At 74.5% G+C, this 25,967-nt stretch carries 21 protein-coding genes and 1 riboswitch; of the genes, 8 read left to right on the top strand and 13 right to left on the bottom strand.

The window, feature by feature from the left end; genetic code table 11:
• Positions 1-69: 69 nt before the first annotated feature.
• Positions 70-1,605 (bottom strand): helix-turn-helix domain-containing protein, encoded by a 1,536-nt coding sequence (locus FIC82_RS16410; RefSeq protein ID WP_154799220.1) that lies wholly within the window; start codon positions 1,603-1,605, stop codon positions 70-72.
• 135 nt (positions 1,606-1,740) lie between these two features.
• Positions 1,741-2,442, bottom strand: a complete 702-nt coding sequence (locus FIC82_RS16405) for an exonuclease domain-containing protein (RefSeq protein ID WP_154799219.1) — start codon at positions 2,440-2,442, stop codon at positions 1,741-1,743.
• Positions 2,443-2,590: 148 nt separating this feature from the next.
• Between FIC82_RS16405 and FIC82_RS16400 the strand changes: the two genes are divergently transcribed.
• From FIC82_RS16400 to FIC82_RS16385, 4 genes are read left to right on the top strand one after another with little or no spacing between them, the layout of a single operon-like run.
• A complete protein-coding gene (locus tag FIC82_RS16400) occupies positions 2,591-3,715 on the top strand; it encodes a GuaB3 family IMP dehydrogenase-related protein (RefSeq protein WP_168732010.1) in 1,125 nt (374 codons plus the stop codon).
• An 8-nt stretch (positions 3,716-3,723) separates the two neighbouring features.
• On the top strand, positions 3,724-4,341 hold the full coding sequence (locus FIC82_RS16395) for a GNAT family acetyltransferase (RefSeq protein ID WP_336240058.1): 618 nt from the start codon (positions 3,724-3,726) through the stop codon (positions 4,339-4,341).
• A complete protein-coding gene (locus tag FIC82_RS16390; RefSeq protein ID WP_154799218.1) occupies positions 4,338-5,378 on the top strand; it encodes a GNAT family N-acetyltransferase in 1,041 nt (346 codons plus the stop codon). Before FIC82_RS16395 ends, FIC82_RS16390 begins: the two co-directional genes overlap by 4 nt.
• A 32-nt stretch (positions 5,379-5,410) precedes the next feature.
• Positions 5,411-7,054, top strand: a complete 1,644-nt coding sequence (locus tag FIC82_RS16385; protein ID WP_154799217.1) for a succinic semialdehyde dehydrogenase — start codon at positions 5,411-5,413, stop codon at positions 7,052-7,054.
• An 85-nt stretch (positions 7,055-7,139) separates the two neighbouring features.
• On the opposite strand, the gene FIC82_RS16380 is transcribed toward FIC82_RS16385, so the two are convergent.
• From FIC82_RS16380 to FIC82_RS16360, 5 genes are all read right to left on the bottom strand, one after another.
• Positions 7,140-7,682, bottom strand: coding sequence for a SanA/YdcF family protein (locus FIC82_RS16380; RefSeq protein WP_253691232.1), 543 nt, complete (start codon positions 7,680-7,682; stop codon positions 7,140-7,142).
• Positions 7,683-7,981: 299 nt separating this feature from the next.
• The gene (locus FIC82_RS16375) at positions 7,982-8,959 is read right to left on the bottom strand and encodes a DUF4031 domain-containing protein (RefSeq protein WP_168732009.1); all 978 of its coding nucleotides are present in this window, start codon (positions 8,957-8,959) and stop codon (positions 7,982-7,984) included.
• Positions 8,960-9,040: 81 nt separating this feature from the next.
• Positions 9,041-10,300, bottom strand: coding sequence for an acetate/propionate family kinase (locus tag FIC82_RS16370; RefSeq protein WP_154799216.1), 1,260 nt, complete (start codon positions 10,298-10,300; stop codon positions 9,041-9,043).
• Positions 10,297-12,537 carry a phosphate acetyltransferase gene (gene pta, locus FIC82_RS16365; RefSeq protein WP_168732008.1) on the bottom strand — a complete coding sequence of 747 codons (2,241 nt, stop codon included), beginning with the start codon at positions 12,535-12,537 and terminating at the stop codon, positions 10,297-10,299. Before pta ends, FIC82_RS16370 begins: the two co-directional genes overlap by 4 nt.
• Positions 12,534-15,032 (bottom strand): phosphoketolase family protein, encoded by a 2,499-nt coding sequence (locus FIC82_RS16360; protein WP_154799215.1) that lies wholly within the window; start codon positions 15,030-15,032, stop codon positions 12,534-12,536. Before FIC82_RS16360 ends, pta begins: the two co-directional genes overlap by 4 nt.
• A 262-nt stretch (positions 15,033-15,294) precedes the next feature.
• Between FIC82_RS16360 and FIC82_RS16355 the strand changes: the two genes are divergently transcribed.
• The gene (locus FIC82_RS16355; protein WP_253691231.1) at positions 15,295-16,152 is read left to right on the top strand and encodes an SURF1 family protein; all 858 of its coding nucleotides are present in this window, start codon (positions 15,295-15,297) and stop codon (positions 16,150-16,152) included.
• 48 nt (positions 16,153-16,200) lie between these two features.
• Here the strand turns inward: FIC82_RS16355 and FIC82_RS16350 are convergent, their stop codons facing one another.
• The 3 genes from FIC82_RS16350 to FIC82_RS16340 all read right to left on the bottom strand — a co-directional run bounded on the left by FIC82_RS16350 (position 16,201) and on the right by FIC82_RS16340 (position 20,839).
• Positions 16,201-17,247 carry a GNAT family N-acetyltransferase gene (locus FIC82_RS16350; protein ID WP_154799214.1) on the bottom strand — a complete coding sequence of 349 codons (1,047 nt, stop codon included), beginning with the start codon at positions 17,245-17,247 and terminating at the stop codon, positions 16,201-16,203.
• A gap of 65 nt (positions 17,248-17,312) precedes the next feature.
• Positions 17,313-19,046, bottom strand: coding sequence for an ABC transporter ATP-binding protein (locus FIC82_RS16345; protein ID WP_168732007.1), 1,734 nt, complete (start codon positions 19,044-19,046; stop codon positions 17,313-17,315).
• Entirely contained in the window at positions 19,043-20,839 is a 1,797-nt protein-coding gene (locus FIC82_RS16340) for an ABC transporter transmembrane domain-containing protein (RefSeq protein ID WP_168732006.1), read from the bottom strand. Before FIC82_RS16340 ends, FIC82_RS16345 begins: the two co-directional genes overlap by 4 nt.
• Positions 20,840-20,960: 121 nt before the next feature.
• Between FIC82_RS16340 and FIC82_RS16335 the strand changes: the two genes are divergently transcribed.
• The 3 genes from FIC82_RS16335 to FIC82_RS16325 are packed head-to-tail and all read left to right on the top strand — an operon-like array spanning position 20,961 to position 23,365.
• The gene (locus FIC82_RS16335; protein WP_154799213.1) at positions 20,961-21,407 is read left to right on the top strand and encodes a DUF3817 domain-containing protein; all 447 of its coding nucleotides are present in this window, start codon (positions 20,961-20,963) and stop codon (positions 21,405-21,407) included.
• Positions 21,404-22,681: a ThiF family adenylyltransferase gene (locus FIC82_RS16330; RefSeq protein ID WP_154799212.1), complete on the top strand. Its 1,278-nt coding sequence runs from the start codon at positions 21,404-21,406 to the stop codon at positions 22,679-22,681. Before FIC82_RS16335 ends, FIC82_RS16330 begins: the two co-directional genes overlap by 4 nt.
• Positions 22,682-22,726: 45 nt before the next feature.
• Positions 22,727-23,365 carry a LysE family translocator gene (locus FIC82_RS16325; RefSeq protein WP_168732005.1) on the top strand — a complete coding sequence of 213 codons (639 nt, stop codon included), beginning with the start codon at positions 22,727-22,729 and terminating at the stop codon, positions 23,363-23,365.
• Positions 23,366-23,440: 75 nt separating this feature from the next.
• Here FIC82_RS16325 and FIC82_RS16320 read toward each other — a convergent pair whose 3' ends face one another.
• Genes FIC82_RS16320 through thiO form a run of 3 tightly spaced genes read right to left on the bottom strand, consistent with a single transcriptional unit; the run spans position 23,441 to position 25,839 of the window.
• The gene (locus tag FIC82_RS16320) at positions 23,441-24,283 is read right to left on the bottom strand and encodes a thiazole synthase (RefSeq protein ID WP_256390396.1); all 843 of its coding nucleotides are present in this window, start codon (positions 24,281-24,283) and stop codon (positions 23,441-23,443) included.
• 9 nt (positions 24,284-24,292) lie between these two features.
• On the bottom strand, positions 24,293-24,526 hold the full coding sequence (gene thiS, locus FIC82_RS16315) for a sulfur carrier protein ThiS (protein ID WP_154799211.1): 234 nt from the start codon (positions 24,524-24,526) through the stop codon (positions 24,293-24,295).
• A gap of 5 nt (positions 24,527-24,531) precedes the next feature.
• Positions 24,532-25,839, bottom strand: a complete 1,308-nt coding sequence (gene thiO / locus FIC82_RS16310; RefSeq protein ID WP_154799210.1) for a glycine oxidase ThiO — start codon at positions 25,837-25,839, stop codon at positions 24,532-24,534.
• A 4-nt stretch (positions 25,840-25,843) separates the two neighbouring features.
• A riboswitch (TPP riboswitch) is annotated at positions 25,844-25,923 on the bottom strand.
• Positions 25,924-25,967 lie beyond the last annotated feature (44 nt).

Genomic DNA, 25,967 nt, shown 5'->3' with positions numbered 1-25,967 from the left:
GTGCATGAAATAGTCGCGGTCGGACGTCCTGGCCGCGACTATTTCATGCACTCAGCAGGTGGGTCGGGGTCAGTCGCGGAAGGTCTCGATGTTGGCGCCGAGCTCGCGCAGGCGCTCCGTCAGGCCCTCGTAGCCGCGCGCGATGATGTCGACGCCGCGCAGGACGGACGTGCCCTTCGCGGCGAGCATCGCGAGCAGGATGACGACGGCGGGGCGCAGGGCCGGGGGGCAGCTCACCTCGGCGCCGGACCAGCGCGTCGGGCCGGTGACCTGGAGCCGGTGGGCGTCCAGGAGCCGCACGTCGGCCCCGAGGCGCGTGAGGTCGGTGAGGTGGATGGCGCGGCCCTCGTAGACCCAGTCGTGGATGAGCGTCGTGCCGTGCGCGTTCGCCGCGATGACCGCGAAGAACGGCAGGTTGTCGATGTTGAGGCCGGGGAACGGCATGGGGTGGATCTTGTCGATCGGGGCGTGCAGCTCGCTCGGGTGCACGGTGACGTCGACGAGGCGCGTCCGGCCGTTGCGGGCCAGGTACTCGGCGCTCAGCGTGTAGCGCAGCCCCATCTCGGCCAGGGTCGCGAGCTCGATCTCCATGAACTCGATCGGGACGCGGGCCACCGTGATCTCCGAACCGGTGACGATGCCCGCGGTGAGCAGGCTCATCGCCTCGACCGGGTCCTCCGAGACGGCGTACTCCACGTCCACGTCGATGTCCGTGCGGCCGTGGACGCGCAGCGTCGTCGTCCCGATGCCCTCGACCCGCACGCCGAGCAGCTCGAGGTAGAAGCACAGGTCCTGGACCATGTAGTTGGGGCTGGCGTTGCGGATCGTCGTCACGCCGTCGCGGCGGGCCGCGGCCATGAGCGCGTTCTCCGTGACGGTGTCGCCGCGCTCGGTGAGCACGACCGACAGGTCGGTGCCCGACGCCGGGGCGACCGTCGCGTGGTAGTTGCCGCCCGTCGCGGTGACCGCGAGGCCGAACGGCCGCAGGGCGATCATGTGCGGCTCCACGGTGCGCGTCCCGAGATCGCAGCCGCCGGCGTACGGGAGCTCGAACGTGTCGCGGAGCCCGAGCAGCGGGCCGAGGAACATGATGATCGAGCGGGTGCGCCGTGCGGCGTCGACGTCGATGGCGGCGAGGTCGAGCTGGTCCGGCACGACGATCTCGAGGTCGCGGCCGCCGGTCGTCCAGGTCGCCCGCACGCCGATGGAGCGGAGCACGTCGACGATGCGGTCGACCTCGACGATGCGGGCGACGCCGCGCAGGGTCGTGCGGCCCCGGTTGAGCAGCGACGCGCACAGGAGCGCGACCGCGCCGTTCTTCGAGGAGTTGACGTCGATGCGCCCGGACAGGGTGTGTCCGCCCTGCACGCGCAGGTGCGCGTGCTTGGGCCCGCCGAGGCTGATGATCTCGGAGTCGAGCGCGAGGCTGATGCGGTTGAGCATCTCGAGGCTGAGGTTCTGGGCGCCCTGCTCGATGCGGTGCACGGCGCTCTGGCTCGTGCCGAGCCGCTCCGCGAGCTGGGTCTGGGTGAGACCCCGGTTCTGGCGGGCGCCGCGGATGAGCGTGCCGACCTGCGTGAGTGGGGCGTCGTCGATCGCTGTCATGCGAGCGACGATAACTCATGGATGAGATATCCACGCGGCAACCCGGGGGGACAGGGGCGGTATCACGCCATCGTCACACGATCTCCATCCGTGCTGTGAGATAGCCGGTGGCGCCGCTGCTGACGACGACGCCGTTCAGGACGGCCAGCGGCCGTCCGCGCCCGCGCCCACGTAGGGGGGCTCCCGCTCGGGGTCCAGGGCGTCGACCCATCGGCGGTGCGCCTCCACCTGCAGGTCGTGGAGGGCGCCCGGGCCGAGGGCGCCGAGGTCCGGGAACCGGCGGGCCAGCGCGTCGAGGAGGTCGAGCGTCGCGAGCACGTCCGCGTCCGCGGTGTGCAGCCGCCCGACGTCGAGCACGCCGTAGCGCGCGCACAGGTCCACGAGCCGCCGCTTGCCCTCCCGGTCCGGGTCCCACGCCCGGTCCAGCACGAGCGGGTCCAGCACCGGGCGCACGGGCCGCCCGAGCCGGACGGCGAGCGTCGGCAGGCCGTGCCGGACGAGCTCCGCGTCGAGGAGGGACAGGTCGAACGCGGCGTTGTACGCGACGAGCGGCACGCCGTCGCGCTGCGCGTCGACGACGAGCGTCGCGATCTCCTCCAGGGCCTCGGCGGGCGCGGTGCCGTGGGCGACGGCGTGCGCCGTCGTCACGCCGTGGATCGCCGTCGCCTCCGCGGGGACCTCGACGCCCGGGTCGAGGAGCCACGTCCGCACGTGCGTCGACCCGGGCTCGCGCAGGACGAGGGCCGCGGTGACGATCCGGTCGACGTCCACGTCGACGCCCGTGGTCTCGGTGTCGAGACCGAGGAGCGGTCCCGCCGTCCAGGGCGTCGTCGTCATGGTGCACCTCGCGGTCTCGCTCGCGTCCCGGTGCGCGTCGCGCCCGGGTGCCGCCGGACGTCCCGGCGACGAGCGTCACCCTGCCAGCGCCCACCCACACGGCCCCGCCGTGCAGATGACCGGCACGGCCCGCCGGTAGGCTGGCCCGGTGAGCAACGAGATCGAGATCGGACGTGGCAAGCGCGGTCGGCGCGCGTTCTCCTTCGACGACGTCGCGGTCGTGCCCTCCCGGCGCACGCGCGACCCGAAGGAGGTGTCGGTCGGCTGGCAGATCGACGCGTACCACTTCGAGCTGCCGATCCTCGCGGCGCCCATGGACTCGGTGATGAGCCCCGCCACGGCGGTCGCGCTCGGCAACCACGGCGGCCTCGGCGTCCTCGACCTCGAGGGCCTGTGGACGCGTTACGACGACCCCACCGCGCTCCTCGCGGAGATCGCGACGCTCGAGCCGGTCGAGGCCACGCGGCGCATGCAGGAGATCTACGCCGAGCCGATCAAGCCGGACCTCATCACCCAGCGGCTCAAGGAGATCCGGGCCGCGGGCGTCACCGTCGCCGGGGCACTGTCTCCCCAGCGCACCCAGGAGCACTACCAGACGGTCGTCGACGCGGGCGTCGACCTCTTCGTCATCCGCGGCACGACCGTCTCGGCCGAGCACGTCTCGGGCGTCGCGGAGCCGCTCAACCTCAAGCGGTTCATCTACGAGCTCGACGTCCCGGTGGTCGTCGGCGGCGCGTCCACGTACACCGCGGCGCTGCACCTCATGCGCACGGGCGCCGCGGGCGTCCTCGTGGGCTTCGGCGGTGGGGCCGCGCACACCACGCGCGTCTCGCTCGGCATCCACGCGCCCATGGCGACGGCGGTCGCGGACGTCGCGGCCGCGCGCCGCGACTACCTCGACGAGTCGGGCGGCCGCTACGTGCACGTCATCGCCGACGGCGGCGTCGGCCGCTCGGGCGACCTCGTCAAGGCCGTCGCGTGCGGCGCGGACGCCGTGATGATCGGCGCCGCGCTCGCGCGCGCCGAGGAGGCGCCGGGCCAGGGCTGGCACTGGGGCTCGGAGGCGCACCACGCGCAGCTCCCGCGCGGCGAGCGCGTGCGCGTCGGCACCGCGGGCACGCTGGAGGAGATCCTCTTCGGCCCGGGTCGTCAGGCCGACGGCACGCTCAACCTCGTCGGTGCGCTGCGCCGCGCGATGGCGACGACCGGCTACTCCGACCTCAAGGAGTTCCAGCGCGTCGAGGTCGTCGTCTCTCCGTACCAGCCCCGCTGAGCAGCGGCGTGACGGGACGGATCGCGGACGGACCCCGGCTGGCCCGCGCGGGAGACGGCGTGCCCGACCCGGTGCGCGGAGCGACACCGGGCGAGCTGCCTGACGACGGCCGTGCCGGAGCGGGCGCCGACGTCGTGTTCGCGGAGGTCGCGGACGACGACGTCGAGGCCGTCGTCGTGCTGTGGCGCACGTGCGGGCTCACCCGGCCGTGGAACGACCCGTACCGCGACGTCGCGGACGCCCGGCTGGGCGAGACGTCCACGGTGCTCGTGGGCCGGGCGACGCGCGACCTCCCGGGCGCCGCGCCCGACGACGGCGAGGCCGGCGCCGCGGTCCGCGCGGGCGAGGTCGTCGCGTCGGCGGTGGCCGGCGTCGACGGTCACCGCGGCTGGCTCTACTACGTGGCCGTCGACCCGCGCCTGCAGGGAAACGGCACGGGACGGGCCACGGTCGTCGCGGCGGAGGCGTGGCTCGCGGCTCAGGGCGCGCGGGCCGTGCGCCTCATGGTGCGCTCGACCAACGACGCCGTCCGCGGCTTCTACGAGCACCTCGGCTACACCGACCAGGAGTGCGTGGTGCTGGGCCGGCCGCTCGGGGCGCCGGACGCGCGCGACGCCGGCCGATGACGACGGCGACCTGGGCACCGGACGCCGACGACCTGGCCGCCCTGGAGGCCGAGCATCGCGCGCGGGCCCGTGCGCTCGACCCGCTCGTCGCGGTCCCGGACCTGGGCGCGGCCCCGGAGGACGAGCGCCTGCTCGCCGTCCGGCTCCCCGACGGGTCGAGGGCGGCGGGCCTCGTCACGGTCGGCGACGTCGGCGCCGACTCCTCGGCCGCGCTGTTCCGCCCGCTCCGCGAGCACCGGCTGCGCGCCCGGGCGGCGGGCCCGGACGTCCCGGGCGCGGTGGCGGCGCTCCTCTCGGCATGGTCCGAGCGCGTCGCGCAGGACCCGGGCACCCCTCCCGACGGCGACGGCGTGCCCCAGGTGGGACCCGCCCCGCGCGATCACGGGAGGGTGCTCCTCTGGCCGAGCCGCGACGTCGGGGCGGTCGCGGCCCTTGCCGCGCACGGCATGCGCCCGACCGTGCACCTCGCCGCCCGCCGTGGCACTGCCCCCGGCGCCGCAGGACGTGGTCCGGCGGGCGTCGTCGTCCGCGACGCGACGCCCGACGACCTCCCGGCACTCGTCGAGCACCAGCTCGCCGAGCTCGCGTACGACGAGCTCGTGGGCGCGGCCCGGGTGCGTCCCGGGGCTCGCGAGCACCTCGAGACCCAGGTCGCGGGCGCGGTCGCGAACCCGGCCACGACGTTCCTCGTCGCGACGGCTTCCCCGTCGGACGGTCGCGGGAACGCCCCCGAGGATCGGCCCGAGGAGATCCTCGGCGTCGTCGCGGTCGAGCCGCCGGAGCGGTCGGGGGCGGTCGCAGGGACGGTGACGACCGGGCCGGTCGCCTACCTCGTGCTGCTCCACGTGACGGACTCCGCGCGCGGCGCCGGGGTCGGCGGCACGCTGGTCGACGCCGCGCTCGCGCGCGTCCGGGACGGCGTCGGGGAGGACACGGTCGTGCTGCTGCACCACGGCGTCCTCAACCCGCTCTCGGCTCCCTTCTGGGCGCGCCAGGGCTTCCGCCCCGTGCTCACGACGTGGGAGCTCCCCGTCTGAGGACTGTCGGTCCGACGACGTAGCCTGTCCCCATGACGAGCTCATCCGGCACCCCCGGCACCGGCCCCGGCGAGGGCGCCGCGCTGGACGGCCCGATCGACCCCGAGAACCCGGCCGCGACGTACGTGCTCGAGCCCGACGTCGTCGCACCGCTCGCGCAGCGCATCGTCACCGGCAACGAGGCGGGCATGCACCGCTCCGTCCTACCCTTCACGGGTGCGCCGCTCGCCGCGTTCCCCGTCTCCTCCGTGGACGACGTCGCGCGCGCGGTCGAGCGGGCACGCGCCGCGCAGCCGGCCTGGGCGGCGCTGCCCGTCCGCGAGCGCGCGGCTGTGCTGCGACGGTTCGGCGAGCTCGTGCTCGCGCGCCAGTCGGACGGCCTCGACCTGATCCAGATGGAGTCCGGCAAGTCGCGCCGCAGCGCGTTCGAGGAGGTCGCGGACGTCGCGATCCTCACGCGGCACTACGCCCAGCGCGGGCCCCGCTACCTCGCCGACCGCCGGGCGCCGGGCATGCTCCCGGTGCTGACGGGCACGCGCGTGCACCGTCGCCCCGTGGGCGTCGTCGGCGTCATCGCGCCGTGGAACTACCCGCTGACGCTCGCGTTCGCGGAGGCCGTGCCCGCGCTCGTGGCGGGCAACGCCGTCGTGCTCAAGCCGGACCCGCAGACGACGCTCAGCGCGCTGTGGGGCGCCGAGCTGCTCGAGGAGGCGGGGCTGCCCGCCGACCTGTTCCTCGTCGTCGCGGGCGGCGGCGACGTCGGCGCGGCGGTGACCGACCACGTGGACCACATCGCCTTCACCGGCTCGACGGCCACGGGCCGCAAGGTCGCCGCGCGCGCGGGAGAGCGGCTCATCGGCGCGACGCTCGAGCTCGGCGGCAAGAACCCCCTCTACGTCGCGGCGGACGCGGACGTGCGTGCCGCCGCACGTGGCGCGGTCCGCGCGTGCTTCTCCAACTCGGGCCAGCTCTGCGTCTCGATCGAGCGGATCGTGCTGCACGAGGACGTCGCCGACGCATTCCTCGACGAGTTCGTGCCGCTCGTCCGCGAGATGCGCCTCGGGGCCGGGCTCGACTACTCCGCCGACATGGGGTCGCTCACGTCGCAGGCGCAGCTCGACCGCGTCGTCGCGCACGTCGAGGACGCGATCGCGCGCGGCGCGCGCGTCCTCGCGGGGGGCGTGCACCGCGCGGACATCGGTCCGTGGTTCTACGCGCCCACCGTCCTGGACGACGTGCCCGACGACGCCGCGTGCGCCCGCGAGGAGACGTTCGGCCCGGTCGTGTCCGTGCGGCGGGTCGCGAGCGACGACGAGGCCGTGCGGGTCATGAACGACACCGAGTACGGGCTCAACGCGAGCGTGTGGACGCGCGACGTCGCGCGGGGGCGCCGGATCGCTGCGCGCGTGGAGGCGGGCACGGTGAACGTCAACGACGGGTACTCCGCCGCGTGGGGCTCGGTCGGCGCGCCGATGGGCGGGTTCAAGGCCTCCGGGCTGGGCCGACGGCACGGCCGCGAGGGGATCGAGGCGCTCACGGAGGCGCAGACGATCTCCGTGCAGCGTGGCGCGAACCAGGGCCTCACGCTCGATACCGTCTACCAGCTCGGAGGCGAGCTGCCGAGCAAGGTCCTCACGTCGGCGCTCGACGCGATGCGCCGCCTGCGGCTGCCCTGACGCCGGTGGCGACCGGCCGTGCCGGTCGTCCGGGGCACGACCGGGTCGTGCGGCTCAGCGGGCGCCCCGCTCAGCGGAGCCTGGCTCAGCGGCGCACGGCGTCGAGCACGGCCTTCGACGCCGCGGGGACCTCGCGGACGCGGTACAGCACGGCCTTCCACGGCTCGACGCTCGCCGCGCTGACCCCGATCCCGACGGCGTCGAGGCCCGCGACGCGGCACGAGAAGAGGGTGCGCGGCAGGTGATAGCCCTGCGTGACGACCACCGCCGTGCCGACGCCGAACTCGGACACCGCGCGCGTGCACGTCGCGTGCGTGTCGAAGCCCTCGCGGTCCAGCAGGATCGCGTCGTCCGGCACTCCCCGGTCGAGCAGCCACGCGCGCATGGACCCGGGCTCGTCGTAGTCGTCGTGGGCGTCGCCGCTCACGAGGACGACGGGTGCGACGCCCCGACCGTAGAGCTCCGCCGCCGCGTCGAGCCGACGGCGCAGGTACGTGGACGGTGACCCGTCGGGCCGCAGCCCAGCCCCCGGCACGACGATCGCGTCGCTCGCCGGCACGTCCGCGGCGTCGGCGACGTGCGCGCGCCCGACCGCCTGCACGACGACGAACGGCGCCAGCACGAGCACCGCCAGCCCGGCGGCGACCCAGACGAGGGTCCGGCGACGCCGCGACCACCGGGGTCGAACCGGGTGGGACGGGCGACCGGACGCAGACCCGACCCCCGACACCGACACCGAGGCCGACGACGTCGAAGCCGAGGCCGAGAGCAAACCGGGTTTCGTGGGTTCGTCGCTCACGACCCGACCCTAACGCCGCCCGAGCGCCGACCAGGCGATCCCGGCTGGCCGAGCAGGTGGTCGTGGTCCGTCCGTCGCGCTGGACGGACCAGGACCACCTGTTCGGCGGGGTGGGGGTCGGGTGGGGGTCAGGTGGGGGTGTCGAGCGTCGTGAGCTCGTCGTGCAGGTTCTTCCGGGCGGGGGCCTCCCAGAGGGTCGTGCCCTGTGGGGTGCGGAACAGTGCGTCGCCTGCGAGGAGTCCGCGCAGGACGGCGGCGCGACCGGTGCGGAAGGCGTCGTCGGGCACGTGCGCGTACTCGGCGCGCACCTGCCGCGCGTACCGCGCGTACCTGTCCGGGGCGGAGCCGAGGATCGCGAGGTCGGCGTCGGAGACGAGTGCGCCCGGCCCGTCGCCCGGCGCGGGGGAGTGGTCCGTCGTCACGAGGACGAGGCGCGCGACCTCGTCGACCACGCTCGTGCCGAGGTGGTCCGCGAGCCGGGTGCGCGCGAGCTCGGCCGACCGTTCCTCGTCGCGGCCTGCCTCGCCGTCGTGCACCGCGTCGTGGAACCACAGCGCGAGCTGCGTCGCCACGCCGCTCCGCGGGACGTGGTCCGGGTCGTCGCCCGCTTCGCTGCCCGACGTCGCGCCGCCACCCGCGCTCCAGGGCGCGACGACGTCATCGGGCACCCCGGGCTGCCGCCCCTCCAGGAGCGCGAGCGAGTCGAGCGCGTGCACCAGGTGCTCGGGGCCGTGGTAGACGCGGTGCGGCTCGTGCCAGCGCTCGACGAGGTCGACGCCGACGTCGCGCGCGCCGGGGAGCAGCGCGTCCCATCGGGCGAGGAGCGCGTCGGCCTTCGCCGCGCGCCGCGCCCGGCCGGGCACGCGCAGCCCCGACGCCCCGAGCCGCCGGGCGAGCTCGCGCCCGTCGACCGGCACCGCGCCGGCCGCGACCGCGACGTCGTACCGCTCGGCGGCGACGTCGTAGTGGTCGAGGTCGAACGCTCGGCGGCTCACGCCGATCGAGGTCGCGAACGCGTGCAGCTCCGCGAGCGACGCGTCGGACACGAGATGGCTGAACAGCGTGCCGTGCGCGGGCCATGCCGGCGGGTCGATGAGAACGGTCACCGCCCGAGCATGCCACCGGCCGGCGAGCCGACGCGTGTGCGTCGGCCCGCCGGTCGGCGGGTAGGGCTCAACCGGCGGCGCTCAGCCGGCGCGCGAGGCGGCCTCGACGACCTCGACCGACTGGCGGGCGATGGCGAGCTCCTCCATCGTCGGCACGACCATGACGAGCGTGCTCGTCCAGTCGGGCGAGATGACGCGCGGCTCGCCGGAGCGCACGGCGTTGCGCTCAGGGTCGACCGCGAGGCCGAGGGGCTCGAGTCCCTCGACGACGGCGGCGCGCACGTCCGTGTCGTTCTCGCCGACGCCCGCGGTGAACGCGACGACGTCGACCCGGCCGAGCACGGCGGTGTACGCACCGACGTACTTGCGCAGGCGATGGATGTAGACGTCGAAGGCGCGGCGCGCGTCCTCGTCACCGGCGTCGATGAGGCGGCGCAGCTCGCGGAAGTCGTTGACGCCGGACAGGCCCTTGACGCCCGAGCGCTTGTTGAACAGGACGTCGATCTCGTCGATGCTCATGCCCGCGTTGCGCGCGAGGTGGAACACGACGGCCGCGTCGATGTCGCCCGTGCGCGTGCCCATGACGAGGCCCTCGAGCGGGGTCATGCCCATCGAGGTGTCGACAGCGACGCCGCCGCGCACCGCCGACGCGGACGCGCCGTTGCCCAGGTGCAGGACGATCGTGTTGAGACCTTCGATCCGGCGCCCGAGGACGCGCGCGACCTTGCCCGACACGTACTGGTGGCTCGTGCCGTGGAAGCCGTACCGGCGCACCCCGTGCGCCTGCGCGACCTCGCGGTCCAGCGCGTACGTGGACGCGGCGTCCGGCAGGGTGGAGAAGAACGCCGTGTCGAACACGGCGACGTGCGGCACGTCGGGCAGCAGCTCGCGCGCGACCTCGATGCCCCTGACGTTCGGCGGGTTGTGCAGGGGAGCCAGCGGCGACAGCTCGGAGATCTGGCGCACGACCTCGTCGTCCACGAGGACCGGTGCGGAGAAGACCGCGCCGCCGTGCACCACACGGTGCCCCACCGCGTACACGTCCGCGTCGGCGAGCCTCGGGCCGACCTCGTCGAACAAGCCCAGAGCGATGCGCAGGGCGACGCCGTGGTCGGCGACCGGCTCCTCGCGCGTCGTTGTGTTCCCGGCGAACCGGTGCTTGATGATGCCGGTGTCCTCGCCGATGCGCTCGATCGTGCCCGCGGCGATGGCCTCGCCGCCGACCGGGTTGACGAGCTGGTACTTGAGCGAGGACGACCCCGAGTTCATGACGAGCACGGACCCGTGCGCCCCGTAGGCGCTGTAGGGGTTCGGGCGCTCGCCCTCGGGCAGGATCGTCATGAGGTGGCTCCTCGGGAGTCGGCGCCGGACGCGGAGCCGGGGTCGGCGGTGGAAGCGTCCACGGCGGCGTCGGACGGTGCCTGCGCCTGGATCGCGGTGATGGCGACGGTGTTGACGATGTCCTGCACGAGCGCGCCGCGCGACAGGTCGTTCACCGGCTTGTTGAGACCCTGCAGCACGGGGCCCACCGCGACGGCGCCCGCGGAGCGCTGCACGGCCTTGTAGGTGTTGTTGCCCGTGTTGAGGTCCGGGAAGATGAACACCGTCGCGCGACCCGCCACGTCCGAGCCCGGCATCTTCGACGCCGCGACGGACGCGTCCACGGCGGCGTCGTACTGGATCGGGCCCTCGACGAACAGATCGGGGCGGCGCTCACGGACGAGCGCCGTGCCCCGGCGCACCTTGTCCACGTCGGCACCCGAGCCGGACTCGCCCGTCGAGTAGGAGAGCATCGCGACCCGCTGGTCGACGCCGAACTGCTGCGCCGTCGCCGCCGAGGAGATCGCGATGTCCGCGAGCTGCTCCGCCGTCGGGTCGGGGATGACCGCGCAGTCGCCGTAGACGAGCACCCGGTCGTCGAGGCACATGAGGAACACCGACGACACGACGGACACGCCCGGCTGCGTCTTGATGATCTCGAACGACGGCTTGATGGTGTGCGCCGTCGTGTGCTTCGCGCCCGAGACCATGCCGTCCGCGAGGCCGAGGTGGACCATCATCGTGCCGAAGTACGACACGTCCTGGACGCGCTCGCGCGCCTCCTCGAGCGTCATGCCCTTGTGGGCGCGCAGGCGTTGGTACTCCGCGGCGAACCGCTCGACGAGCTCCGGGTCGTGCGGGCTGACGACGTGCGCGGCGTCGATGTCGAGGCCGAGCTCGGCCGCGCGGGCGCGGACCTTCTGCTCCTCGCCGAGGATCGTCAGCTCCGCGACCTGGCGGCCGAGCAGCGTGGACGCGGCGCGCAGGATGCGGTCGTCGTCGCCCTCGGGGAGCACCACGTGCTTGCGGTCCGCGCGGGCGCGCGAGAGCAGCTCGTACTCGAACATGAGCGGCGTGACGACCTCGGGCCGGGGCACGTCGAGCCCCGCGAGGAGCGCCGCGCCGTCGACGCTCTGCTCGAACAGCGCGAGCGCCGTGTCGACCTTGCGCTGCGACTCCTTGGTCACGCGGCCCCGGGCGCTCGCGGCGGCGCTCGCCGAGCGGAACGTCCCGAGGTCGGTGCGGATGATCGGCAGGCTCGGGTCGAGGTCGGCGACGAGGCGCGCGGTCGACTCGGGCGGGAAGAACCCGCCGTTGAGGATGACGCCCGCGAGGGACGGGAAGCCCGACGCCGAGTGCGCGGCGAGCAGCCCGATGAGGATGTCCACCCGGTCGCCGGGCGTGATGACGACGGCGCCGTCGGTGAGCCGGTCGAGCAGGTGCTCGAACGACATGGCACCGACGAGCAGGTCCGTCGCCTCGCGTGCGAGGAGCTCCTCCTCGCCGAACGCGAGCGTCCCGCCCACGGCTTCCATGAGGATGCGCACGGTCGGGGCATCGAGGAACGGGTCCTCGGGCACCGCCCAGCCGGGCAGCCGGGCGCCCGGGCCGGGCTCCGCCGTCGTGCCCGACGCCGCCGCTCCCGACGACACGGAGCCGGACCGCGCGAGCGGCTCCCCGTCCGGGCCGAGCGCGCCGAGCAGCGCGCGCACCGCGTCGAGCTCGTCCGGCCGCACGCGGTTGGCGACCACGCCGATGGGCTGCGCGTGCTGGGATCGCAGCTCGGCGACGCTCACCTCGATGAGGTTGCCGACGGCGTCGGGCGTGCGGCCCTTGCCGGAGACGACGAGGAGCACCGGCGCGCCGAGGTTCGCGGCGACGCGCGCGTTGAACGACAGCTCGGTCGGCCCGGCGACGTCCGTGTAGTCCGTCCCGACGACCACGACGAAGTCGCACTGGCGCGCGACCTCGTGGTAGCGCGCCACGATCCGCGAGAGCGCGGCCTCGGGGTCGGCGTGGACGTCCTCGTACGTGACGCCGATCGCCTGCTCGGCGGTGACGTCCACGCCGTCGTGCGCGAGCAGCAGCTCGAGCACGTAGTCCTGCACGTCCGGGCCGACGGCCCGGGTGACCGGCCGGAAGACCCCGACCCGCTGGACCTTGCGGACCAGCAGGTCGAGGACCCCCAGCGCGATCGTGGACTTGCCCGTCTCGCCCTCGGGCGAGGTGATGTAGATGCTGCGAGCGGTGTCGCTCACTCGTTGTCTCCTCCGGTGTCCTGCACGGCGCGAGCGCCGTCGTGCTGCGGGCCACCCTCCTCGGTCGCCGTGTCGCCGGCGTCCGGCCAGACCCAGTCGCGCACCGCGGGGATGTCCTCCCCGTGCTCGCGCGTGTACTGGCGGGCCGTCAGCCGCGCGTCGACCATCTCCTGGCGCAGACCCGCGTAGGTCGATCGCAGGGACGGCACGCGGTCGATGACGTCGATGACGAGGTGGTAGCGGTCGATGTCGTTGAGCATGGCCATGTCGAACGGGGTGGTGGTGGTGCCCTCCTCCTTGTACCCGCGCACGTGGATGTTGCCGTGGTTGGTGCGGCGGTACGTGAGGCGGTGGATGAGCCACGGGTAGCCGTGGTAGTTGAAGATCACCGGCTTGTCGGCGGTGAACAGCGTGTCGAAGTCCTTGTCCGAGAGGCCGTGCGGGTGCTCGTTCTCGTCCTGGAGCCGCATGAGGTCCACGACGTTGACGACCCGGACCTTGAGGTCGGGGATGCGGCGCCGCAGGATGTCGGCCGCGGCGAGCACCTCGAGCGTCGGGACGTCGCCCGCGGCGCCGAGCACGACGTCCGGGTCCTCGCCCTCGACCTCGGTGCCGGCCCACTCCCAGATGCCGAGCCCGCGCGTGCAGTGCGCGATCGCCTGCTCCATGGACAGGAACTGCGGCGCCGGCTGCTTGCCCGCCACGACGACGTTCACGTACTGGCGCGAGCGCAGGCAGTGGTCGTAGGTCGAGAGCAGCGTGTTGGCGTCCGGCGGCAGGTACACGCGGACGATCTCGGCCTTCTTGTTCACGACGTGGTCGATGAAGCCGGGGTCCTGGTGGCTGAAGCCGTTGTGGTCCTGGCGCCACACGTGGCTCGACAGCAGGTAGTTGAGGCTCGCGACCGGTCGACGCCACGGGATGTGGTTGGTGACCTTGAGCCACTTCGCGTGCTGGTTGAACATCGAGTCGACGATGTGGATGAAGGCCTCGTAGCTCGTGAACAGGCCGTGGCGCCCGGTGAGCAGGTACCCCTCGAGCCAGCCCTGGCACTGGTGCTCCGACAGCATCTCCATGACGCGGCCGGCGCGCGCGAGGTGCTCGTCGACGTCGGGACCGTAGAAGTCCGCGTTCCACTGCTTGTCCGTGACCTCGTAGACCGCCTGGAGCCGGTTCGACGCCGTCTCGTCGGGCCCGAAGATCCGGAAGTTGTCGGGGTTGAGGCGCACGACGTCGGTCAGCCACTGACCGAGGACGCGCGTCGCCTCCGCGACGGAGCCACCCGGGCCCGAGACGTCGACCGCGTAGTCGCGGAAGTCGGGCAGGCGGAGGTCCTTGAGCAGGAGCCCGCCGTTGGCGTGCGGGTTGTCGCTCATGCGCAGCGTGCCCTCGGGCGCGAGCGCGGCCACGTCGTCGAGGAGCCGGCCGTCCTCGTCGAACAGCTCGTCGGCCCGGTAGGACTCGAGCCAGCCGCGCAGCACCTCGAGGTGCTCCGGGGTGTCCCGCGCGCTCGCGAGCGGCACCTGGTGCGCGCGCCACGAGTCCTCGGTCTTCTTGCCGTCGATGACGGGCGGGCACGTCCAGCCCTTGGGCGTGCGGAAGACGATCATCGGCCACGCGGGCCGCTCGTCGTTCCCTGCCGCGGCGTCGGCCTTGATCTGCGCGATGTGGTTGAGCACCTCGTCGAGGAGCTTCGCGAAGCGCTGGTGCACCTCGACGTGGTCCTCGCCGTCGAACCCGCCGGTGAAGAAGTAGGGGGTGTGGCCGTAGCCGATCATGAGGTCGCGCAGCTCGTCGTCGCTGATGCGCGCGAGCACCGTCGGGTTGGCGATCTTGTAGCCGTTGAGGTGCAGGATCGGCAGCACGACGCCGTCGTTGCGCGCGTTGACGAACTTGTTCGAGTGCCAGCTCGTCGCGAGCGGGCCCGTCTCCGCCTCGCCGTCGCCCACGACCGCCGCGACCAGCAGGTCGGGGTTGTCGAACGCCGCGCCGTACGCGTGGGAGAGCGCGTAGCCGAGCTCCCCGCCCTCGTGGATCGACCCGGGGGTCTCCGGCGCGACGTGGCTCGGGATGCCGCCCGGGAAGGAGAACTGGCGGAACAGCCGGCGCAGGCCCTCGGTGTCCTGCGTGATGTCCGTGTACGTCTCGGAGTACGTGCCCTCGAGGTACGCGTTCGCGACGAGCCCGGGGCCGCCGTGACCGGGGCCCGCGACGTAGATCGTCGACTGGCGCCGCTCGGCGATCGCCCGGTTGAGGTGCGCGTAGAGGAAGTTCAGGCCGGGGGTCGTGCCCCAGTGGCCCAGCAGGCGCGGCTTGACGTCGTCGCGCACCAGCGGGGTGCGCAGCAGCGGGTTGGACAGCAGGTAGATCTGGCCGACGGACAGGTAGTTCGCCGCGCGCCACCACGCGTCGACACGACGCAGGGTGTCGTCGTCGAGCGGGGCGACCTCGGCGGGTCGCCAGGCGGTGTGCTCGGTGGCGGTGGTCGTGCTCATCTCACGCTCCTGCAGGGGGAAGGGTTCGTGAACGACTACGGCTTCATACAACCGCATCGACCGAGGCCCTGCACGGTTCGTGACGGCGCTCCGGGGTGTGACGTGCCTCCGCTGCCGGACAAAGGGTCCAAGGTCCCGGGCAGCGCGACGGGTCCGGGACGTCCGTCCCCGCGGCGGCGCGCGTCGGTCCGCCGGATGTGAGTTTCGCCCGGGCGGGTTCGCGGATTCGGGGAGTCGTGCGGCGCGCGGTTACCGTGGGGTCGTGCCCGAGCCCACCGCCCGCCGTTCGTTCTGGGCGGTCGCCCGCCAGCCACGCGTGATCGGGCTGCTCGTGCTGTTCCTCCTCGCCGCGGCGGTGTGCGCGCGGCTCGGCGTCTGGCAGCTCGACCGCGCGCAGCAGCGCGCCGAGCTCGCGGCGCAGCAGGAGGCCGCCGAGCTCGAGGCCGTCGGCCCGGAAGGCCTCGGCGTTCTCCTCCCTCCGCAGTCCACGTTCCCCGGCGAGCTCGTCGGCCGGCAGGCGTGGGTCGAGGGGGAGTACGAGCCGGACGGCCAGCTCGTCGTCGCCGGTCGAGCGCTCGACGGTCGGACCGGCTACCTCGTCCTCACCCCGCTGCGCGTCACCGACGACGGCACGGCAGGGGAGTCGTGGGCCGAGCTGTCCGGCGCGCCCGTGCTCCCCGTCGTCCGCGGATGGGTGGAGGAGCCCGACGACGCGGCGGCGCTCGTCGTGCCCGAGGGCGAGGTGCGGCTCACGGGTTACCTGCAGGCCTCCGAGGCCGCGGGGGAGCTGGTGCTCCCGGCGGGTCAGACGGACGCGATCGCCACGGGCGAGCTCGTCAACGTCTGGGGCGGACCCATCTACTCGGGGTACCTCGTGCTCCTCTCGTCCGACCCCCCGCAGGTCTCCGCCGCCGACGGCGGCCCGGCCCAGCTCCCGCGCCCGACGATCGAGGGCGGCACCGGCCTGAACCTGCAGAACCTGTTCTACGCGCTGCAGTGGTGGGTGTTCGGCGGGTTCGCCGTGCTGCTGTGGGTCCGGCTCGTGCGGGACGAGGCCGCGGGCGGAGCGCGCCGCGCGCGCGGCGACGGCTCCGGGATCGCCGGCCTGCCCGGCGACTGATCCTCCTGCCGCCACGGGTAGGTCCGGGCCGGGCGCCCGTCGAGCACGTCAGCCCTCGACGGCGAGGTCCTTGAACCACGACTCGGTGACGTAGTCCGTCTCCCAACCGAGCGAGCGGTAGAGCTGGTCGGCCTTCGTGGGGGAGTCCGCGTCGACCTCGAGCGCCACGCGGTCGCGCCCGTCGCGCGCTGCGTCCGCGATCACCGTGGCGAGCAGCGACTTCGCCACGCCGCGGCCCCGGGCGGCGCGTGTGACCCCGATGTACTCGACGTAGGTGCCGCGTGCGCCGCCCGGGAGGGCGGCGAGCGACGAGCACACCACCGTGCCCGCCGCGACGCGGTGGCCGTCGTCCGTCTCGACGTACGCGAGCCACCAGTGGTCCCAGCTGTGTCCCGGGTCCTCGCGGAGCCGCTGCACGAACTCCGAGAAGCTCTCGCGGTAGGAGTTGAAGTGGTCCTGGAAGGACGTCTCCAGCATCTGGTGCACGACCTGGAGGTCGGCCGCGACGGGCAAGCCGTTCTGGTGCCGCTCGACCGGGCGCACCGTGACGCGCGCGCGGGGCGTCAGCGCGGCCTCGTCCGCCGTGACGGGGCGGGTCATGTGCAACCAGCTCCGCCGTCTGGCGTAGCCTGCCCGCGTGAGCCAGCCGGTCTGGCGCGTGTCGTCGGCGAACGGGCTCTCGTCCAGACGCGTCGTCGAGACACCGCGCAGGCGTGCCATCGCGACCGCCGTGCGCTCCGTCCATCGGTAGAACGCGTCGGCGATCGCGTCGACCTCGTCCACGTCGCGGTCGAAGTAGCCCCAGACGGTCGCCCGCCCGGCCGCGCGGTCGTGCACCGTGATCCAGGCGTGGGGCACGTCGTCCGGCCCGACGGCGACGAGCTGGCGACGCGTCCACGACGCCAGTCCCGCGACCTCGGACTCGATCCCGGCGGGGTCGACGTGCGTCGAGCCCGTCCCCTGCAGCTCGTCCAGACGCCGCAGCCCGACGAGGGCGTCGATGTCGGCGTAGCCGGGGACCCGGGCCCGCCACGGGCTCGGGAGGGACGGGAGGTCGTGCGGGGCGTCGCTCGTGGTGTCAGGCATCAGCACCATCTTGGCACCCTCCAGCCCGGCCGCGGCCCGGTCCCGGGGGAGGGCCGGACCGGACGCGGACGGTGCTACTCCTGCTGCCAGGACTCCCACAGCCGCGCATAGTCCCCGCCTGCGGCCACGAGCTCGTCGTGCGGCCCGATCTCGGCGATCCGTCCGGCGTCGACGACGGCGACGCGGTCGGCGTCGTGCGCGGTGTGCAGGCGGTGCGCGATCGCCACCACCGTGCGCCCGGAGAGCACGGCGTCGAGCGAGCGCTCCAGGTGCCGGGCAGCGCGCGGGTCGAGCAGCGACGTCGCCTCGTCGAGCACGAGCGTGTGCGGGTCGAGGAGCACGAGGCGCGCGAGCGCGACCTGCTGCGCCTGTGCGGGGGTGAGCACGTGCCCGCCCGACCCGACCGTGGTCTCCAGCCCGTCGGGCAGGGACTCGGCCCAGCCGCGGGCGTCCACGGCGTCCAGCGCGTCGAGCAGCTCGGTCTCGCCCGCGTCGACCTTCGCGAGCCGGAGGTTGTCGGCGAGCGTCCCGACGAACACGTGGTGCTCCTGCGTGACGAGCGCGACCTCGCGGCGCAGGTCCTCCAGCGGCAGGTCGACGAGCCGGACGCCGCCCGAGCGGACGGACCCCGCCGTCGGCGGGTGGATGCCCGCGAGCATGCGTCCGAGGGTCGACTTCCCCGCGCCCGACGGACCGACCACGGCGAGCCGTTCGCCCGGCTCCAGGTCGAGCGAGACGCCGTGCAGCACGGGGCGTCCTTCGCGGTACGCGTACTCGACGTCGCGCGCCACGAGGCGGTCGCCGTCCGGCACCTCACCCGTCGCGGTCCGGTCGCCCGGGACCTGCGCGACGCCGACGATGCGCGCGTACGACGCCGCGGCGACCTGGATCTCGTCGAGCCAGAAGATGAGGTTCCACACCGGACCGGCGAGCTGGAACGCGTACGTCGTCACCGTGGCGACGGCGCCGAGCGTGGTCTGGCCCTGCGAGAGCAGCCACGCGCCCCACACGAGCGCGGCGACCGGGGCGATCGCGATCGCGAGGTCGATGCCGGGGAACAGCACCGTGCGCAGCCCGAGCGTGTACCGCTCCGACTCGAACGCTTCCGTGAGGTCGGCGCGGACGCGGGCCTTGCGCCGCTCGGTGAGCGAGAGCGCGTCGACGGTGCGAGCGCCCTCCACGTTCTCCGTGATGGTGCCGTTGAGCGTCGCGTAGGCGGCGGCCTCGCGCTGGTAGCCGGCCGACGCGCGCTTGAGGTACCAGCGCGAGACGACCACGAGCAGCGGCACGCCGACGAACAGCGCCAGCGCGACCAGCGGCGCCACGACGACCGACGCCACGACCGTGAGCACGAGCGTCACGACCGCGACGAGGAGCTGCGGCACGCCGAACCGCACCGCGTGCTGGATGCGGTCGACGTCGTTGGTCGTGCGTGCGACGAGGTCGCCCGTACCGGCGCGCTCGACGGTCGAGAGGGGGAGCGAGGTCACCGTCTCGACGAGGTCCTCGCGGAGCTCGGCGAACACCGTCTCGCCGAACACCATGGACAGGCGCTGCGCGTACCGGCGCAGCACGGCCTGCGCGACGACGGCCCCCGCACCGACGGCGACGACGGTCGTCACGTAGGACGAGGTCGTGCCCTCGGTGACGGCGTCGACGAGGCGGCCGAGCAGCCACGGCCCGACGAGACCGGCGACGGCGGCCAGGGTGTGCAGCACGGCGATGAGCACGAACGTGCCGCGGTGGCGGGCGAAGAGGAGCCCGGCGGCGCTGCGGACGGTGGGACCGTCGGCGACGGGGAGCTTCACGACTCTCCTCCTTCGGGTGCGGTGCGGGCGAGGACGGGCGACTCGTCGAGCGAGCGCCCGACGACGCGCAGGTAGCGGGCCGCGTCGTCGTCCGGCGCGGTGCCGGACGCGTGGGCGCGGTCGACGAGGTCGCGGTGCGTGCCGCGCGCGGTGACGCGACCGCTCTCGAGGAGCAGCACCTCGTCGACGTGCTCGAGCACGAGAGGCGACGCGGTGACGACGAGCGTCGTGCGCCCGCGACGCGCGTCGGCGAGGCTCGCGGCGATCCGTGCCTCGGTGTGCGCGTCGACCGCGCTCGTCGGCTCGACGAGCACGAGCACCTCGGGCTCGGTGAGCAGGGCCCGGGCGAGGGCGACACGCTGGCGCTGGCCGCCCGAGAGGGAGCGGCCCTTCTCGGGCAGCTCGCCCGCGAGGCCGTCCGGGACGGAGTCGAGCACGTCGTGGGCGTCGGCGACGGCGACCGCGGCGAGCACGTCCGCCTCGGTCGCGGAGCCCCGCGGGTCGAGCTCGTCGCGCAGCGCGCCCGAGAAGAGCTGGGGCGTCGCCTCGGCGACGACGACCCGCCGCCGCAGCGCGTGCTTGTCGAGCTCGGCGAGCAGCGTCCCGCCGAGCCGCACGGGCGTGGCGGACTCCGCGTCGTCGTCGAACCGGCCGAGGCGCGTGGCGACGGCGGCGGACGCGTCGGGGTCCGCGGACACGAGCGCGATGACGCGACCGGGCTCGAGGACCAGCCCGCTCGTCTCGTCGACGAGCGGGCTGCCCTCGGGCGGCATGGGCGCGGTCGCGGAGGTGGCGCCCGCGGCGGGCTCGACCGCGAGGACGCGCACGATCTTGCGCGACGCGACGTGGGCGCGCGTCGCGATGTTGAGCATCTGCGTCGCGACCTGCAGCGGCCAGCCGAGGAACGCGGCGTACCCGTAGAACGCGACGAGCTGGCCGGGCGTGATGTCGCCCGCGATCGCCGCCGTCGCGCCCAGGTAGACGACGAGCACGACGAGGAGGCCCGGCAGGAGGACCTGGAGCGCGTCGAGCAGCGCCTGCGTGTGCGCGACCTTGACGCCCGCCTCGCGCACCTTCTGCGACTGGCGTGCGTAGCGGCCGACGAACACGCCCTCGCCGCCGATGCCGCGCAGGATGCGCAGTCCGGAGACGGTGTCGGCGCCGAGCGTCGTGAGGCGGCCCTGCGCCTCGCGCTGCGCGGCCTGGCGCTGCTGCAGCGGCTTGACGAGGAGCGCGAGCACGGCCGCGACCACGGGCAGGCCCAGCACGACGACGAGCCCGAGCTGGAGCGACGTCGAGAGCATGATGACGGCCACCACGACGTACGCCCCGAGCGCGCCGAGGAACTGGCCCATCATCGAGAAGAGCTGTCCGACGCGCATGGCGTCGCTCGCCACCGTCGACACGACCTCGCCCGTGGGCAGCTCCTCCGTGATCGCGTCGCCGGAGCGCGCGGTGACGTCGCCCACGAGCTGCGACGTGGTGAGCGCCGAGCGCAGCCAGTTCGCGATGTCGAACCGGTGCTGCGTCACTCCCGTGACGACGATCCCGAGCCCCAGGGCGAGCAGCAGGCCGGCCCACTGCCACAGCGCCGGCCCGAACCCCGCGGTGAGCCCCTCGTCGAGAGCACGGCCGAGCATGTACGGCTGGAACGCCTGGCACGCGAAGTTGACCAGCCCGAGCAGGACGGAGACGGTCAGGACGGTCCACTGGCGCTTGGCCAGCCAGAGCAGGTAGCGCGTCGGTCCGCGCAGGTCGGGGGTCCCCGGGTCGGGGAGGGGGAGGGGTCGCACGGTGTTCTACCCTAGGTTCGGCGTCCGACACGCGGCGACGCTTTAACGCTGCGACCGCGTCACGCCACCGCGCGCGGCAGGGACCGCCGCGGCCGTCTCGCCCGGAACGAGGACACTCCCCATGACCACGCAGGACCCGGCCACCCCCACCGACGCGCCCGCCGCCGCGACCGCCGAGGTGGCGGCACCCAGCACGGAGGCCGCGCGCACCGCGATCCGCAAGGCGCGCGGTGCCCTCTCCCGCTACCGGGTCCTCGCGATCATCACGGGTGTGATGCTCCTCATCCTGTGCGTCGAGATGCTCGTCAAGTACGGGGTCGGTCAGTTCGTCGACGTCGACGGGATCATGCGGTACGTCTCCTGGATCCCCTTCGCGCACGGCTGGATCTACGTCGTCTACCTCGTCACGGTCCTCGACCTGTGGACCAAGATGCGCTGGGGCTGGGGGCGCCTCGCGACGATGGTGTTCGCGGGCGTCGTGCCGGTCATGTCGTTCGTCCTCGAGAAGAAGGTGCACGCCGAGGCCGAGGCCAAGCTCGCCGTCCTGGAGGAGCAGTACGCGGCATGACGACGCCCCCGCTCGCACCTCTCGTCGCGCCCGGTCCCGCGCTGAGCACCGCCGAGCTCGAGCGGTACGCGCGCCACCTCGCGCTGCCCGGCGTCGGGCCCGAGGGGCAGCGCCGCCTCGCGGCCGCGCGCGTGCTCGTCGTCGGCGCGGGCGGACTCGGCAGCCCGGCGCTGCTCTACCTCGCCGCCGCGGGCGTCGGCACGATCGGCATCGTCGACGACGACGTGGTCGACACGTCCAACCTGCAGCGCCAGGTCATCCACGGCGGGCCCGACGTCGGACGCCGCAAGGTCGACTCCGCGCGCGACGCGATCGCCGACGTCAACCCGCACGTGCGCGTCGTCGAGCACGCCCTGCGCCTCGACGCGGACACGGCGCTCGACGTGCTTCGCGACTACGACGTCGTGCTCGACGGCGCCGACAACTTCCCCACGCGCTACCTCGTCTCCGACGCGGCCGAGGTGCTCGGCCTGCCCGTCGTCTGGGGCTCGATCTACCGCTTCCAGGGTCAGGTCAGCGTCTTCTGGGGCGCCCCGCGGTTCGCGGCGCCCGACGGCGACGCGCACCCGGGCGGCGCGGCTCCCGCCGGCCCGGACGACGGTGAGGCACGTGGCGTCACGTACCGCGACGTGTTCCCCGTCCCTCCGCCGCCCGGCGCCGCGCCCGACTGCGCGACCGGCGGAGTCTTCGGCGCGATGTGCGGGACCGTCGGCTCCGTCATGGCGACCGAGGCGATCAAGCTCGTGACCGGCGCCGGGACGACGCTGCTCGGCCGCCTCGCCGTCTACGACGCGCTCGACCTCTCCTGGCGCCAGCTCACCGTGCGCGCCGACCCGACGCGCGAGCCGGTCACGGCCCTGCTCCCGGGCGACGACGCCTACGCGTCGTTCTGCGGCCTCGTGCCCGCGCGGCCGGCGCCGACCGAGGTGAGCGCGCGCGAGGCCGCGACGCTGCTCGGGGGCGAGGTCGCGTCGTCGGGCACGGCGTTCCTGCTGGACGTGCGTGAGGACTGGGAGGCGCAGGTGCGCCCGGTGCCCGGGGCCGTGCTGGTCCCGAGCGGTGCGTTCCTGGGCGTCCCGGGTGCGTCCGAGGACGCGGTGAGCGTGGCGCTCGCCGACCTCCCGACCGACCGCCCGGTGCTCGTCGTGTGCGCGGTGGGCGCCCGGTCGGCGCGCGTGGCCGACGTCGCGCGCGCGGCGGGCCTCGACGCTCGCTCGGTCGTCGGCGGCGTCTCCGCCCTCCTCGCCGAGCTGTCGTCGGCCCCGCCGAGGTAGCCCCGCTCGGGGACGATCCGCCGGCGGCGGTCTAGGGTGACGGTCGTGACCGTGCCTGAGGCGTTGCTGGCTTTCGCGGCCGTCGCCGGCGTCCTGACGATCGTCCCCGGTCTGGACACCGCGCTCGTGCTGCGTAGCACCGTGACGCGATCCCGGGGGCACGGCGTCGCGGCCCTGCTCGGGATCCAGGCAGGGACGCTCGTCTGGGGCGTCGCCGCGGCGGCCGGGGCCGCAGCGCTCCTTGCCGCGAGCCGGGTCGCGTACCAGGTGCTGACCGTCGCCGGAGCCGGGTATCTCGTGTGGTTGGGCGCAGCCTTGCTCTGGTCCTCGTTCCGCCGCCGACCAGAGGGTGACGGTGTCGCCGTCCCACCGCCGGTCGGGGGGCGTGGCCGCGACTTCCTCATGGGTCTGACGACGAACCTGCTCAATCCCAAGGTGGGAGTCTTCTACGTCGCCACGATCCCCCAGTTCGTCCCGGAGGGCGTGAACCCGTTGGCGATGGGAGCGTCGCTGGCCGGGGTGCACTGCGTGCTCGGGTCGGCGTGGCTGACCGGGGTCGTGCTCGCGGCCGGTTCGGTCGGCCCTCGGTTGCGCGGCTCCGGTGCCGTGCGGTGGGTCGACCGCGTCACCGGTGGGGTGCTCGTCGTGCTCGGAGCGCGGCTCGCTGCGACCACTCGTCTCTGACCCTGGGTGGACCTCGTCGGCCTGTCCGCTCGCACGGCCTGAGACCCCGGTACCGCTGCGGTGTGCTCCGCCGGGCTACAGGGCGAGGTCGAGGCGGCCGTCGGGCGACGAGCTCGCGAGCGCGCCCTCGCGGCGGGGGATGCGGCCGGCGCCGGCGGCGAGGCGGCCCGACTCGACCGCGAGGCGCATCGCGTGCGCCATGCGGACCGGGTCTGCCGCGCGCGTCACGGCGGTCGCGAGCAGGACGCCGTCGCAGCCGAGCTCCATCGCCTGCGCGGCGTCGGACGCCGTCCCGATCCCGGCGTCGAGGATGACCGGCACGCGGGCCGCGGCGGCGATCGCCTCGATGTTGCGGGGGTTGAGGATGCCGAGCCCGGTGCCGATCGGTGCACCGAGCGGCATGACGGCGGCGCAGCCGACGTCCTCGAGCCGGCGCGCGAGGATCGGGTCGTCGTTCGTGTAGGGCAGCACGACGAACCCGTCGCGCACGAGCTGGTCGGCCGCGTCGACGAGCCCGACCGGGTCGGGCAGGAGCGTGACGTCGTCGGCGATCACCTCGAGCTTGACCCACTCGGTGCCGCACGCCTCGCGCGCGAGGTGCGCCGTGAGCACGGCCTCGCGCACGGAGAAGCACCCGGCCGTGTTGGGCAGAGCCCGGATGCCGAGGCGGGCGAGGAGCGCCCAGATCCCGGCGTCGGGGCTGGCCTCGCCGCCGGCGCGCACCGCGACGCGGCGCATCGCGACGGTCGTCAGCGCGGTGCCGGACGCGACGAGCGCGTCCTCGAGCGTGAGCAGGTTCGCCGCCCCGCCGGTCCCCATGACGAGGCGCGACCCGATGGTCGTCCCGGCGACGACGAGCGGGTCGTCGCCCTCCGTCGGTCGGTTCGCGGTCGCGGGGGAGCTGTCGGTCGTGGTCACGGGTCCTCCTCAGCCGCCCTGGACGGCGGTCACGATCTCGATGCGGTCGCCGGGCGCGACGACGGTCGTCGCCCACGAGCCGCGCGGCACGACGGCGTCGTCCACGGCGACGGCGACGCCCTGCGGCGTCCCGTCGGCGACGTACGCGGGCACGAGCGCCGCGACGAGCTGCTCGAGGTGCACGGGTGCGTCGAGCGGGTAGGGCTCGCCGTTGACGAGCGCGGTCGGAGCGGGTGGGGTCATGAAGATCACCTCGGTGTCGTCGTCGAGAGCGCGGCGAAGCGGTCGGGGCGGGTCGGGGCGAGGGCGGTCGCGGCGTCGGTGGGGAGCGCGGCGCCGGTGAGGCCGGCGACGACAGCGGCGGCGGTGAGCGGCGCGAGCAGGATGCCGTTGCGGCCGTGGCCGGTCGCGAGGTGCAGCCCGGGGACGTCCGTGGGGCCGACGAGCGGCAGGTTGTCCGGCGTCGCGGGGCGCGCCCGGGGCGTGACGTCGACGAGCGCGGCCTCGTCGATGCCGGGCAGGAGTGCGCGTGCGTCGCGCAGCAGCGCGAACACCCCGCCCGCGGTCGCGCGGCGGTCGTCGGGGTTCTCCTCGGACGTCGCGCCCACGACGACCTCCCGGTGCCCCGCGCAGCCGTGACCCTGCCCCTCCGGGACCGGGTCGCGCGGCACGACGTACACCGGTCGCCCCTGCACGACGCCGCGCACCACGTGCTCCAGCGCGAGGTCCGGACCGGCGTCGAGGCGCAGCGTCTGGCCCTTCACCGGTCGGGTGGGCACGACGGCGCCCGGCACGTCCGCGAGCAGCGCGCCGGACTCCCAGCCCGCGGCGACGACGACCGCGCCCGCCCGGTGGAGCCGGCCCGCGTCGTCGTGCACCCCGACGACCCGCCCGGCCGGGTCGAGCGCGAGCCGCGTCGCCGACGCACGCACGACGGCGGCGTGCACGACCGAACCTCCGTCCGCGCCCGCGAGCGTGCCCGGCTTCGCACCGGGGACGGCGTCGAGCGCGCCGAGCAGCGCGGCGTGCGCCGCGCGCGGGTCGACCGCGTGGTCCGCGGGCGCCCAGGCCGCGCCCGCGACCCGCGGGCCGAGGTACGGCTCGCGCCGACGCGCGTCGGCGACGGTGAGCTCGTGCGACGCGAGGCCGTGCGCGGCGTGCAGGGCGAGGACGCGGCGCAGCAGGGCGAGGTCGTCGGCGTCGTACGCGAGCGTGAGGGTGCCCGCGGTGCGCAGCCCGACGTCGGCCCCCGTCGCGGCGTGCAGGTCCGCGGCGAACCCGGGCCAGGTCGCTGCGGCGGCGAGGTGCAGGCGCAGCGCGGCGTCCTCGCCGAAGTCCGCCTCCGTGACCGGGGCGAGCATGCCCGCGGCGGCGTGCGTGGCCCCGTCGCCCGGCGCCGGGTCCAGCACCGTGACGGTCAGCCCGGCGCGCGCCGCGCGCCACGCGACGGCGAGCCCCACGATGCCGCCGCCCACGACGACGACGTCGCGTGCGCCGTCGGGCACGGGCGCACCGGCCCCGGACGTGCGGGGTCCGGGACGGACAGGGGTGTGCATGCGCGCTCCCTTCGCTGGCATGACCCAGATCAGGTTCGACGGTCGGCTCCGACGCCCTCTCAGCCCCGTGCGGGGCTCCCGTGCTGTCGGCCACACTACCCGCGTGCGGGAGCGGGCGCGGCTAGGCT

Origin of the sequence: Cellulosimicrobium protaetiae (assembly GCF_009708005.2) — a bacterium.
In the GTDB taxonomy this organism is placed as follows: domain Bacteria; phylum Actinomycetota; class Actinomycetes; order Actinomycetales; family Cellulomonadaceae; genus Cellulosimicrobium; species Cellulosimicrobium protaetiae.
This window is presented reverse-complemented; position numbering and strand designations above follow the sequence as displayed.